Consider the following 12,596-nt stretch of genomic DNA (forward strand, 5'->3'; position numbering starts at 1 on the left):
CGAAACCGTGGATCGTCGGAGCGCCGGCGATCCGCCTCGGGAGCCCCTTTCGGGCGGCTGAACGGCGGCGCCCCCCGGACGCCCCCGGGGGCGCCGTTCGTTCTCTCTTCCCGTCGGAGCAAAGGCGCGCAAATGATCACAGGACGTCTCGAGGCGATCTGGCGTCACCCGGTGAAATCCCTGCTCGGGGAGAGCCTCGGCGCCGCCGCGATCGGCCCGGCGGGCGTCGAGGGGGACAGGGCCTACGCGCTGGTCGACGTCGAAACCGGCAAGGTCGCCAGCGCGAAGCGCCCGCAGCTCTGGCGGCGGCTGCTTGAGGTCGGCGCCGAGACCGCGCCGGACGGAGAGCTTCGGGTGCGCTTTCCGGCCCGTGACCCGGAGCCGCTCGGCGGGGCCGGAATCGATCAGCTCTTCTCCGAGTTTCTCGGCCGCAAGGTCCGGCTCTCCGCTCTCCGGCGGAGCAGCCAGAGCCTCGACCGCTCCGTGCCCGAGGAGGTGCTGGCGGCGGGCGAGGGGGAGGCGGTCGGCATGACCGATCTGCCGATCGCGCAGGCGGCGCCTGACGGCGGCTTCTTCGACTACGCCCCGATCCATGTGCTGACGCGCGCGAGCCTCGATCGCATCCGCCAAGCGTGCGGCGACGACACGGTGACGGCCGAACGCTATCGGCCGAACCTCGTGATCGACTGTCCGGACGCGCCGGCCTTCGCCGAGAACGGCTGGACGGGCGGCGAGATCCAGATCGGCGGCGCGGCGCTGAAGATCATCTGCCCCACCCCGCGCTGCTCGGTGCCGATGCTCGCTCAAGGGGCGCTCGGCAGGGCGCCGGGCGCGCTGACGGCCGTGCTCGAGCTCAACCGCATCGAACTGCCGGACTTCGGCCCCGGCCTCTATCCGTGCCTCGGCGCCTTCGCGGCGCCGGCCGCTCCCGGTCGGGTGAGGGTGGGCGATCCCGTCAGCGTCCTCATCTGACCACGTTGACGGAGGTCCTCACCGTCGCCTGTTCGAAATCCGAGATCAGGATGTCGACCCGCACCGTCCAGCGGCCGGGCGACGGAATGCTGACCTCGTCCACCACCCAGCTCGCGTCGGTGAGCCTGCGCGCCGGACGGCGGATCGGCTCCAATCGCCCGAGCGGATCGAGCAGGACGACGGTGACCTCCCTGGCCGCGAGCGGCGTGGCGTCGACGTTGAGAACGTTCACCGTCGCTTTGGAGCGGCCGACGCGGGCGGGGCTCAGCTCCAGGTTCGCCATCGCGCGCACGCCGTGGGCGTGGAACTGCAGTCCGTTCACGGTGACGGTCACGGCCTCCATGCTGCGCGGCGGCGGCGTGAAGCGCCACAGGCCGACGACGCCGAGCGTCAGCACGCCCAACAGCAGCTCGGCGGCGATCGTCCTGCGCAGCCGCCGGATCGCGGCGGGGCGGCCCGCCGCCACCCCGCGCGCCAGGGCGAAACGGTTGACGGCGCCGAGCGCGAACATCGGCGCGACGAGCGCGAGCTTGGCGAGCAGCACGACCCCGTAGGCGCTGCTCCAGAGCTCCGAGACGGCGCCGAGCTGCGCCCACGCCATCACGAAGCCGGTGAGCAGCAGCACCGCCGAGGTGACGAAGATCGGCGCCGAGAAGCGGGCGAGGGCGGTCGCGCCTTCCCCGGGGGAGGAGCGCAGCGCGTTGAGCAGCGGAGCGAAGGAGCCGAGCCAGAGCAGAACCGCCGCGACGTGAAGCGCGATCGCAGGCTGCATCAGCCATGCGGGCTCCGCGGCGCGCGCATGTCCGTAGGCGACGAAGGCCGCCACGACGGCCGCCGCCGCGGCGGCGGACAGCCAGCGCCCGGCGGCTCCGCTGACGCCTCCCGTCGCGCAGACCAGCGCGAGGATCAGGGCGCAGCCGGCGAGGCCTGCGCCCAGCCCGAAGCCGTTCACGAGCAATGCGTTCCAGACGTCCGACGCCCGCAGGCCGGAGGCCCCGAGGCCGCTGACGTCGACCGCCTGCGCGTAGACGAAGGCCGCGAGGCTCAGCGCCCCAAGGCCGGCGGCGCCGGCCGCGAGCCGCATGTCGCCGCGCCGTTCGGCTGCGAACACCCAGTAGCGGAACAGGATCGCCCCGACGCTTGCGAACAGCCCGACCATCAGGAGGAAGCGCGCGGCCCAGCTCGGCGCCCGATAGGTGCTCCAGGCGAGGTCCTGCGCCGGCTCGGTCCCCGCGCCGATCGTGAAGGTGATGCTGCCGCCGACCGGATGGCCGTCGGCCGAGGCCACGCGCCAGTTCAGGATCGCGGTTCCGGTCACGCCCTCAAGCGCGAGCGGAGCCTCGATCGTCGCCCCGTCGGCGCGCGGATCGGGCAGCCTGACGATCTCGCCGTCCGGGCGCAGCAGTCGAAAGGCGAGCGGCGTCACGGGCTCGCTGAACGTCAGCACGACGCGCGTCGGTGGCGCGTCGAGCGAGGCGCCGTCCGCAGGGGTCGCCGTCTGCAGGATGGCGTGGGCCTGCGCCGCGCCGCCCAGGAGGCACAGCAGGACCGCGAAGGCCGCGATCCGAAGCAGCAGGCTCAACGACCCGCGCCGACCACCAGGCTCGCCGCCGGCGTCTCGCCGTCCTCCGACGGATCGATCCAGCGAATGACGTTCTTCTCGCATTGCTGAACCGACGGAAAGACGAGCCGATCGCCTGGCTTGAGCCCATCCGCGAGGCCGAAGGCGAAGGTGAAGGCGCCCTTCGTATGGGCCCCGAGCCGCCCTGACCAGACAATCTCGACGACGCCGCCCGCGAGCTCGGCGCCCTTGTAGATCTGCGGCTTCCCGTAGGCCCCGGTGACGGTCTCGACCTTCCATCCCGCCGGCGCCGTCGGCGCCACGTCCACCACGCCGGGCGGCATCCGCACCCTGAGCGTCACGGTCGGATCGTCGGCGCCGCAGCCATGGCCGACCATCAACGTCTTTTCCTGCGCCTCGCCCACGACCGCGCCGGGCGCGGTGAACGCCACATGGGCTGCGGCCGGGGCGGCGCCGAGCACGAGCGCGAAGGCGGCGGCGCCGAGGCGGCGAACTGCAGTCATGAGCCGTTCCTTCTGCTGGCGGTCCGGCGGCTTACCATTCATGTCGTCGGGCGCGCCAGCAGGCGCGGCAGCTCCGCCGCGAGCGCGCCGGCCAGGCCGTCGGCGGAGTCGATGCGGACGGATCGCGGATAGAGGCGGCCGACGTCATAGCCGATCCCGATCGCGAACAGCTCGACGAGCCCGCGGCGCTCGATCGCGGCGATCGTCTCGCGCAGATGCGCCTCGAGGCAGTTCCCCGGATAGGCCGACAGCGACAGCGTCGTCTCCTCGCTCGGGGCGCCGTCGGAGACCATGATCAGGATCCGCCGCCGCTCGGGCCGGCGCATCAGGCGGCGGCAGGCCCAGTCGAGCGCCTCGTCGTCCACGTTCTCCTTCGGCAGGCCGCGAACCTGAAGCAGCTTCAGCGCCTGCCGCAGGCCGCGCGAAGGCGCGTCCGCCGCCTTGTAGACGATGTGGAGCAGCTCGCTCACCCGCCCCGGGTCGGCGGGCCGGCCGGCCGCGATCCAGGCCTCGCGGGCGCGACCGCCGCGCCAGCTCCGGGTGGTGAAGCCGAGCGCCTCCACCCGCACGCCGGCGCTCTCCATCGCCCACGTCATCAGCTCCGTCGTCAGCGCGACGATCCTCAGCGGCTCGCCGCGCATGGAGCTTGAATTGTCGAGCAGCAGGGTCACGACCGTGTCGGCGAAAGGCTCGTTCTTCTCCTGCCGGAAGAAGCGGCCGGAAGTCGGGTCCGTCACCACCCGCGCGAGACGGGCGGGGTCGAGGAGTCCCTCGGCCTGGTCGCGCTCCCACCCGCGCGGCTGCATGGCCATCAGCGAGCGGCGCAGCCGCGCGGCGAGGCGGGCCGCCTCCCGGCGCCGCTCCGCGAAGCCTTCGGGATCTTCGTCCTCCTCCGGCGGCGACAGCTCGGCGAGCAATGTCGCGGCCGAGACCGTCCGGTCGAACGCGGTGGTGAACACCCGGTAGTTCGACGGCGCCCGGGACTCTCCGCCGCCGGCTGTCGGTCGGGCGGCCTGGGTGGCGGCGTCCTCGACCGACGCCAAGGCGGCGGCGTCGGTCTCGCCGCCGCTCGTCTCCGTCGCCTCGGGCTGGCCGAACAGCGGCGCGTCCTCGGTCGCCTCCTCGGTCGCGGATTTCAGCCCGCGCGCCTCACCCTCGGACTTCCGCTCGCCCTGGATCGGACCGGGGTCGCGGTCGCCGCGGGCCGGCTCCTCCTTGTCCACGAGGCCCTCGGCGAGGCCTTCGGTCTCCGGCGTCAGCGCGCGCGCCAGCCTGAGCGCGGCGGTCGCGAAACGGCGCTGGTCGCGCAACGCCGTTTCGAGCTCGGGCAGATACGTCGCCAGCGCCGCCGACAGAGCCGCGCGCCGCGCCTCGACGAAGCCGAAGCGGCGCGCGGGCAGGGCCGCCGGCGCGAGCCGCTCGCGCAGCAGCATGGCGAGCGCCTCCGCCTGCAGGATCTCGCCGGCCGCTTCCGCGTAATGCGGCTTCAGGCACCGCTCCTCGAGGGCGGCGGCGAGATTGTGCGCGACGCCGCGATACTCCGCGCCGCCGATCGCCTCAATCCGCGCCCGCTCGAGCGCCCGCAGCACGCGCGCCTCCCGGTCGGACATGGCGGCACCCACGCGGGCGGGGTCGTGATGAGCCCGGTAGAGGCCGACGAGGTCGGCCTCCCCGCGCAGGGCTGCGCGCAGCTCCGGCGGCAGGTCGGGCGCGCGGCGCGTGACGCGCCCGGCCGCCGGGTCGGCCTCCTGCTCCGCGCCGCCGAAGGAAATCGCGACCTCCGCGCCGGCGCCAAGCGCGCGGGCGCAGACGGCGATCGCCTCCTCGAGGTCGTCGCCCTTGGCGCGCGCGCCGGTGCGGTGATCCTGGGTCGCGGCGCCCCGGACGCCCGCGGACGATCCGGTGAGGCTCATGCGGCCGCCGGACCGGAGAGCCGGCCTCCGAGCTCGCGGTCGAAACAGCGCTGGAAGAACTCGCGCACCGCCCCGTGCTCGGCGCGGTCGCACTTGTTCAGGAAGGTGACGCGGAAGCCGAAATCGAGGTCTCCCAGGATCTGCGCGTTCTCCGCCCAGGCGACCAGCCCGCGCGTGCTCATCAGGACGCTGAGATCGCCATTCGCGAAGGCCGTGCGGGTCAGGCCCGCAAAGCGCACCATCGCGGACACGGTCTCCGGACCCTCGCCCTCGCGCATCCAGGGCGCCTTGGCGAGCACGATCGCGAGCTCCTTGTCGTGCGGCAGGTAGTCGAGCGTGGCGACGACGTTCCAGCGGTCCATCTGGCCCTGGTTCATCTGCTGGGCGCCGTGATAGAGGCCGGTCGCGTCGCCGAGACCGACGGTGTTGGCGGTCGCGAACAGCCGGAACGCCGGATGCGGCTCGATCACCCGGTTGTCGTCGAGCAGGGTCAGCGCGCCTTCCGCCTCCAGCACCCGCTGGATCACGAACAGGACCTCTGGCCGGCCCGCGTCGTACTCGTCGAACACCAGCGCGCAGGGCCGCTGGAGCGCCCAGGGCAACACGCCCTCCCGGAACTCCGTCACCTGCTTGCCGTCGCGCAGCACGATGGCGTCGCGGCCGACGAGATCGATGCGCCCGACGTGGCCGTCGAGGTTGACGCGCAGGCACGGCCAGTTGAGCCGCGCGGCCACCTGCTCGATATGGGTCGACTTTCCCGTGCCGTGGAAGCCGGTGATCATCACCCGCCGGTTGTGCGTGAAGCCGGCGAGGATCGACAGGGTGGTCTCGGGGTCGAACAGATAGTCCGGGTCGATCGCGGGGGTGAGGCGCGACCGCTGGGAGAAGCGCGGCGCCCGCAGGTCGCTGTCGAGCCCGAACAGTTCGCGCGCCGTCGCCTCGCTGTCCGGCCGGTCGGCTGCGATCGTCTCTGGCGACGGCATGGCGGTCATTGGCTGACGGGCGCAGGCCCGGGCGCGCCGGGCTCGGGCGTCGGCCGGAACAGCAGGCTCACGGCGCCGTAATGGCCCTGGCTGACCTGACCGCCGCCCAGATAGAAGGTGAGCTCCGCCGCGCGGTCCCCGGCGTCGAGGCTGCAGAGCTGGACGACGAGATATTCGACCTCGGCGCCGTGCAGCCGCGCCGGCATCGAGGGCTCGCCGATCATCTGCAGCCTGAACCATTGCGCCCAGCCATGCGGCTCGTCCTCGCAGGCGCCGCTCGACGGCCGGGGCGCGACGACGTCGCCGCTCACGCCCTGCACCGCCTGGATGCTGCGGACCTCGAGCGGCCCGGTGACGCGCGCCTCGTTGTGCACCTTGACCAGAAAGGTGCTCCAGCGCCACTGGACGAGCGGACGATCCGCGGGGTCGCGCGAACCCGGCGACACGCTGAACCAGGCCTCGTCGTCGAGATGGACCTCGGCCAGCGCATAACCGTTCAGGATCTCCTGAATCCGACCGACCGCGTCGGCGTCGGGCAGGGCGGCCGTGGCCGCCAGCGCGGCGCGATCGGGCTCGGAGATCGGCCGCCCGGCCTCGGCCATGACCTTCAGGATCTCCGCCACATTGGCGTCGAGCCGTTCGCGCGCCGGCCGCGGCTGGCGGGCGACCTCGATCGCGAGTTGAGCCGCCGGAGGCGGCGGGGCGGCGAGGTCGCGCGCCGAAGCGGCGCCCGCTCCGGCGAGCAGGCTCATGACGATGGCGGGCGCGAGCGCGCGGAGACGGGCGACGGCGCTCAATGCTGGTGCGCCTCGAAGCCGAAGCCGAAATGCGCGTGATAATGCGCGATCTGCCACTGTCCTGCTTCCTTGCGAAGTACGTAGGTCGTGAGCACGCTGTGAAAGTGCTGGATCTCGTCGGGCTTCGCCTTGAAGGCGATGTGGAACTGGCTGAGCTCCGTGACCCACGCGACCGAGCCGGACTGCTCCACGACGACCTGCAGCGGCTCGATCGTCAGGGCCTGGACCTCGCCGAAAGTCTTCTTCCAGCTCGCGATGACGTTCTCCGGTCCGAAGAACGGCACCGGCGCCGTCGGCTGCAGCGCGGTGACGCTCTTCTGCGGCGAGAACAGCTCGAACATCGCCCCGAGTTCGAGCGCCGAGAACGCCGCAGTGAAGCGCTCATGGAGCTTCCACACCGGGTCGTCCGGGCGCTCGATCGGCGGCGGCGCGAGGACGATCGTCGCGGGATCGTCGGTCATCGTGCGGAAGCCGGGAAAATGCCCGTGATAGTGCGCGAGCCGCCATTCGCCGTTCTGGCGCTTGTAGACCTCGGTGGTGAACATGCGGTCCAGCAGCACGAACTGCCCGGTCTGGGTCTGGACCGCCTCGTAGCGCACGGCGCTGACGAACCAGGCGACGTCGCCCTCCCGGGCGCTGCGCAGCAGCCTGGCGTCGACCCTGACGTTGCGGTTGTGCGCGAAGGTGCGCCGGAAGCTCTCCTGCACGTTGCCCCAGCCGACCGAGAGCGTCGCCGAGGCGGGGAACGCCGCCGAGATTCTGTCGTCGTCGCGCGCCCAGAGCTGGCTCATGCGCCAGAGGTCGCCGGCCTCATAGGCGCTCCAGAAGGTCCTGTGAGCGGCGATGAGCGCCGCGTCGTCCTGCGCGGCGGGCGCCTGGGGCGCTTCGGCGCTTGCGGGCGAGACGACCGTACAGGCGAGCGCGAGGCAGCCCAGAAGGGCGGCCGCAAAACGGTGACGCATCGGAACTCCCCGCCGGCAGGCGTCGTGAGGGGGCGGCCCGGAGGCCGCCCCGCATGGCGTCTCTCGCACGTCGGCTGTTCCCTCAGGGCGCCGACGTCTCGTGGAGGATCTTCTTGAAGGACTGGTAGGCGTAGTCGTAGGCGGCGGTCGCCTCGTCATAGTCCTCCGGCCGCCAGCCGTTGCGCTTCACCTCATAGGCCTGCTGGAGCGCCCGGATCATCCACTCGACGCTCGCCTTCGACCCGCGGATCGGCTTCTTGTCCACGAGCACGAAGGCCGGGTTGGTGTGGCTCGCCCCGAGGATGCGCAGCGCGATCCAGCTGCTCTGCTCGATCGGGATGTTGAACTCGACCGGCCGGATCTCCCCGTCGGCGACGATCTGCTTGCTCGCTGCCGGCTTGCCGTTGACCACGACCTCGAGCAGCACGTTGCGCGTGTCGCCGATGCGGGCGCGCTCGATGTGCCACCAGGGGATGTTGCGCCAGCTCACGCCCGTGACCGGAAGCTCGGAGATGCGCTGCTTCCTGGGCTCCGGCATGGGGTGATAGACGGTCGCCTGGGTCTCCATCGGGTAGCTCGAGCCGAGCACCTCGATCGTCTCCGGCTCGTCCTGCAGGAGCGCCGTGACGTCGGCCGTGACGGTGACGGTCGAGCCGGCGGGCAGCTTGATCTCGCCGCCGACCTTCCGGGACGGCAGATCGCCGTTGACCTTGAAGTTCATCAGGTGGCTGCGGCCGTCGGAGACGTAGGAGTCGCCGGCGTCGATGGAGTCGAGGATGCCCTGATAGGTGACCGCCGCCTGCGGGTTGGGGATCTTGGCGTAGGAGCGGCCGCGGCCGACATTCTCGCCGTTGATGCAGGGCCAGTCCGTCTCGCCCGCGATCTGCGCCCGGTAGCCGGCGTTGAGCGTGTGATACCAGATGTTCAGTTCGGAGATGAAGTTGGTGTTGCCGACGCCGAGCAGATCCGTCGCGCCATGCGCCACCGTCATGATGTATTCGTTGGCCCCGATGCTGTCCATCGGCGGCGTGATGTAGTTCGGAAGATCCGCCGACTGCACGTCGAGGCCGAAGCCGGAGTGCGTATAGCTGGACAGGGCGCCCTGCGACTGCATCCATTTGAGGACGGGAAGCGTGTAGCTCGGCCAGTCCTCGATCTTCTTGGCGCCCGGATAGTCGATGTCGCGGATGCCGTGGCCGGAGGTGTGTCCGCCGGCGCTGCTCGGGAACTGCGAGACTTCGAGGTTGTGGGTGACGACGTTGTTCGGCGTCGAGATCGGATCGGGCTGGCCGGTGAAGTACTTGGCCTTCTGGTAGTACCAGTTCGGGCCCCAGATCAGGATGTCGGCGACGTCGAGGTCCTCGCCGGTCGAGTAGCGCAGCATGTCCTTCGGCTCGATGCCGTAGGTGGGGTCGTTGTAGTGCAGGCAGCCGGCGGTGTGGACGTGCTTGTCCAGGCTCTGGTAGCCGAGCGCCCGCGGGTTGACCCAGCGCCTGTATTTGAACGTCTCGGTCGAGGGCGCGTCGGCCTTGACCGTTATGGTCCGGCTGTACTTCTCGTATTGCGGGCCGCGGCCGGTCTCGACCGTGTATTCGCCGGCCGGAAGGTCGACGGTCTCGCCGTCATAGCGATAGATCTGGTTCTGGAAGAACAGGTCCGGGACGTAGCGCTTCGAGCGGTAGGGATAGACCCGGCCGAGCTTGTCGCGGATCGTGAAGCGGGCCGCTGTGGGCTGCCCGTTCTCGTCGAGCACGCGCAGCGTCACCGGCACCGCCTTGGCGACGTTGAAGCTGAACTGCGCCTCGCCGCGCATGCCGGGATTGCCGGGCGCGTAGGGCGCGGATCCTGTGCCGCTCGAGCGCAGGCTCCCGACATTGAAGGACATCGTCATCGACTTCAGGCCTTCGTCGCGGCTGTAGACCTGAAGGATCGCGTATTCGAGCGGGAAGCCCGACAGCGTCTTCTGCATCGGCGCGCCCTGGAACAGGCTGACGGCCGCCCACCGGTCCTTGGTCGGCACGAAGGACAGGTCGCCGTGCTGCGGCCAGACCCCGGTCTGCTCCGGCTGCGGCGGCTGCTTGTACGGATAGCCGCCGCCCCAGGTGCCCCAGGTCACGCCGGTGTGGAACACGTGCTCCAGCATGACGTCGGTGAACTGGTCGTCATAGACGCTGCGCTCGACCTGCATGCGGGTGAAGTCGTAGGGCATCGCCGCCTGCGGACTGTCGACGTCGAGAGCGTCGGTCGCGCCGGCGCGGTTCGAGATCTTGACCAGGAAGGTCGTCCAGCCGTCCTTGGTGAGGCCTTCGGCCGAGCCGGTCACCGGCAGCACCGTCACCTTGCGCAGCGGATCGATGTCGACGCGGGCGATGGCGTAGCGGTCGAGGATCTGCTGGAGGGCCGCGACGGCCTGGTCGTCCGGCAGCTGGCCCGCCTTGTAGAGCGCGTCGCGATCGGCGTCGGCGATCGGGCGCCCGACGAAGGCCATGGCCTGCAGCAGGTGATCGACCTGGACCATCAGCGGCTGCTTCGCGATCCCGCTGACGAGGGGCGACAGCGCGCTTGCGGACTGGAAGGGCTGCCCCAGCGCGATCTCGGACGCGGCTGGAGCAAACAGCAAGGGCGCCGCCACCAGGCCGACGCAAGTCACGCGCGACGCGACGGCGCGCATTCCCGAAGAACGCCTGATCATCTCATCTCCTGCCAAAGCCTCGGAAGCCACGGCGCGCCCTCGCCTGCTGCACTGCAAAAGCAGAGTCCGTGCCACGCGGTCGCCGGGGCCTTCAGGGCGCCCGATCGGCGCGGCGCGGCGAGGCGAGCCACGCGGTCCGTCCCCGGGGCGGAACGCTTGAGGCCAGTGGCTTTCCGGCGGCGGGGGCGGGGGGCGCCTCGGGGGCGCCTCCGACCTGAGCAGAAGAGGCGCGGCGGCAAGCAATAAAACGGGAGGGTGTAAAATATAGACGGCGCAATGTGCGGTTTTGGCGAGCGAGTTTCTTAAGCCCGCGAGCCGGAGCGTGGTTCAAGGACGCCCGTCACGAGATGACGCGCCTCGTCCTCGCTCCTGCATGACGCGATCCGTCCGCACGAGCGGAACTTTGCGCCGTCAGGGCGTCTCGGTTTCGTTGAGGATTCCGCCGTAGATCTCGTAGGCGTACTGGAAGGCTGCGGCGGCCACCGGCGCGTCGTCCGGGCTCCATCGGGAGCTTTCCGCGTCATAGGCCTGGAGCAGGGCGCGCTGGCTCCACTCCACGCTGGCGCGGGACGCCCGGACCGGCTTGTTGTCGACAAGCACGAAGACGGGATTCGAGTGCCCGGCGCCCATCAGGCGCAGCGCGATCCAGCTGCTGCGCTCGATCGGGATCGCGAACGTGAGGTTCTGCAGCGTGCCGTCGGCCGGGACGGGTTTGCTCGCCGCCACGCGGCCATTGACGACGATCTCGACCGTCACCGACCGGGTGGAGCCGTAGCGGGCGCGTTCGATGTCCCAGCCGGGCGCGGCCGACGCGGCGGAGGCGCCCTTCAACTCCGCCGCGAGCGTGGCGTCGATCCGGACGACGCCCGGCGCTTCGAGCTTCACCTCCGCGCCGGAGCGGCGGTCCGGGCTCTTCCCCGCCACCGTGAACGCCACCAGCGCGCTGCGGCCGTCCGAGACATAGAGGTTGTGGGCGTCGAAGCGCTCGCGGACGGAGGCCGGCGCGGCGCCGAGCGACGCAAGCGTCGGGGTCGCGGCCTCCACGCCCTCGGTCGCGTCGCAGCGCAGGCCGCCGACGATGTTGGCCCGCATGCCGGCGTTGAGGCTGTGATACCAGGGGTTCAGCTCCGCGACGAACGAGCCGCGGCCGACGTCGAGCACGTCGAGAGCGTCATGGGCGAGGCCGAGCGCGAAGGTGCCGGCTCCGGGGCTCACCGCGTTGGCCGTGTTCGGCAGCCGCTCAAGGCCGGCCTGCGCGGGACCGGGCTCCGGCGTGAAGCCCGCCAGTCCGCCCTGGCTCCGGATCGAGGCCAGCAGGGGCAGGGCGTAGCCGGCCGCGTCGGCGTCGGCCGACGTGCGGATGAGGCTCGGGTCGCGCACGCCATAGCCGTCGATCACGCCCCCGAACGTCCCGCGCAAGGTGGCGCGCGAGACGATCTCCGAGCCCTGGCCGGGGCCGCGGCCGGCGAGCGCGCACAGGGCGAGCGCCTGACGGCGGGGGGCGTCCTGCGCCACGTCGCCGCCAGGGGCCGCATTCGCGGGAGACGAGGCGGTGGCGGGCGCCGCCGCGGCGGGGGCCGCCGGCTGCGCGCCGGCTGCGCTCACCGGCGGTCGCGCGACGTCCTGCGTCGCCGGCGCAGCCCCGCCCTCCGGGGCCGCGGGGCCCCAGGAGACGCGGAACTGGCTGCCGCCGTCGAAGGTCAGGGAGAGCAGGGCTCGGAGCTCGCCGAGGGCCGGCGCGGTCCAGGGGCTGCCGAACAGCGCCTGATAGCTTCCGGCGACGACGATGATCGCCGCTGCGGCCGCCTTCACCGCCGTGGCGAGCCGCCGGTACAGGCGCGCTTTGGCGGCCCCGAGCATGCCTCAGCCGCGCCCGGGGGCCTGCAGCAGAAGCTGCGCGCGCTTCCGCACGACGGACATGCACTTGTCGGCGAAGAAGCCGAGAACGCCCGGCAGCGTCACTTCGAGCTTCACCATTTCGGGCAGAACTTCGATCTGGCCCAAGCAACTCTGCCCCATCGCGCTGACGCGGAACTGGAGCACGTTGTCCGCCCAGCTGTCTTCCTCGATCGTGAGCGGAAGAGACATGTTCTTCGCCTTGACGATCCCGTCCTTTATTCGCTTGATGGCTTGATCTTGCCCGAGTTGATGACTGACCGTCATTGTCACTGGCTTTGACATCTGTACCTCCT

The 12,596-nt window shown here is 71.3% G+C and carries 10 protein-coding genes; 1 reads left to right on the plus strand and 9 read right to left on the minus strand.

Translation table 11 applies throughout. The annotated features are described in order from the left end of the window. The first annotated feature begins 132 nt into the window (after positions 1-132). Positions 133-972 (plus strand): MOSC domain-containing protein, encoded by an 840-nt coding sequence (locus GGR24_RS01265; RefSeq protein ID WP_183393481.1) that lies wholly within the window; start codon positions 133-135, stop codon positions 970-972. On the opposite strand, the gene GGR24_RS01270 is transcribed toward GGR24_RS01265, so the two are convergent. The 9 genes from GGR24_RS01270 to GGR24_RS01310 all read right to left on the minus strand — a co-directional run bounded on the left by GGR24_RS01270 (position 965) and on the right by GGR24_RS01310 (position 12,585). Then, a complete protein-coding gene (locus GGR24_RS01270) occupies positions 965-2,554 on the minus strand; it encodes a copper resistance CopC/CopD family protein (protein ID WP_183393482.1) in 1,590 nt (529 codons plus the stop codon). The genes GGR24_RS01265 and GGR24_RS01270 overlap by 8 nt on opposite strands. After that, positions 2,551-3,057, minus strand: coding sequence for a DUF1775 domain-containing protein (locus tag GGR24_RS01275; protein WP_183393483.1), 507 nt, complete (start codon positions 3,055-3,057; stop codon positions 2,551-2,553). The genes GGR24_RS01270 and GGR24_RS01275 overlap by 4 nt, the downstream gene beginning before the upstream one ends. Positions 3,058-3,095: 38 nt before the next feature. Next, on the minus strand, positions 3,096-4,970 hold the full coding sequence (locus tag GGR24_RS01280; protein WP_183393484.1) for a cobaltochelatase CobT-related protein: 1,875 nt from the start codon (positions 4,968-4,970) through the stop codon (positions 3,096-3,098). Further along, complete coding sequence (locus tag GGR24_RS01285) at positions 4,967-5,953, minus strand: AAA family ATPase (protein WP_428978210.1); 987 nt, start codon at positions 5,951-5,953, stop codon at positions 4,967-4,969. Before GGR24_RS01285 ends, GGR24_RS01280 begins: the two co-directional genes overlap by 4 nt. Before the next feature lie 5 nt (positions 5,954-5,958). Further along, entirely contained in the window at positions 5,959-6,750 is a 792-nt protein-coding gene (locus GGR24_RS01290) for a hypothetical protein (protein ID WP_183393486.1), read from the minus strand. Further along, positions 6,747-7,712 (minus strand): nuclear transport factor 2 family protein, encoded by a 966-nt coding sequence (locus GGR24_RS01295; RefSeq protein ID WP_183393487.1) that lies wholly within the window; start codon positions 7,710-7,712, stop codon positions 6,747-6,749. Before GGR24_RS01295 ends, GGR24_RS01290 begins: the two co-directional genes overlap by 4 nt. Positions 7,713-7,794: 82 nt before the next feature. Then, entirely contained in the window at positions 7,795-10,404 is a 2,610-nt protein-coding gene (locus GGR24_RS01300; protein WP_183393488.1) for a CehA/McbA family metallohydrolase, read from the minus strand. A gap of 411 nt (positions 10,405-10,815) precedes the next feature. After that, the gene (locus GGR24_RS01305; protein WP_183393489.1) at positions 10,816-12,264 is read right to left on the minus strand and encodes a CehA/McbA family metallohydrolase; all 1,449 of its coding nucleotides are present in this window, start codon (positions 12,262-12,264) and stop codon (positions 10,816-10,818) included. Positions 12,265-12,267: 3 nt separating this feature from the next. Then, on the minus strand, positions 12,268-12,585 hold the full coding sequence (locus GGR24_RS01310) for a polyhydroxyalkanoic acid system family protein (RefSeq protein WP_183393490.1): 318 nt from the start codon (positions 12,583-12,585) through the stop codon (positions 12,268-12,270). Positions 12,586-12,596 lie beyond the last annotated feature (11 nt).

This window comes from Hansschlegelia beijingensis (assembly GCF_014196425.1).
GTDB lineage: Bacteria > Pseudomonadota > Alphaproteobacteria > Rhizobiales > Methylopilaceae > Methylopila > Methylopila beijingensis.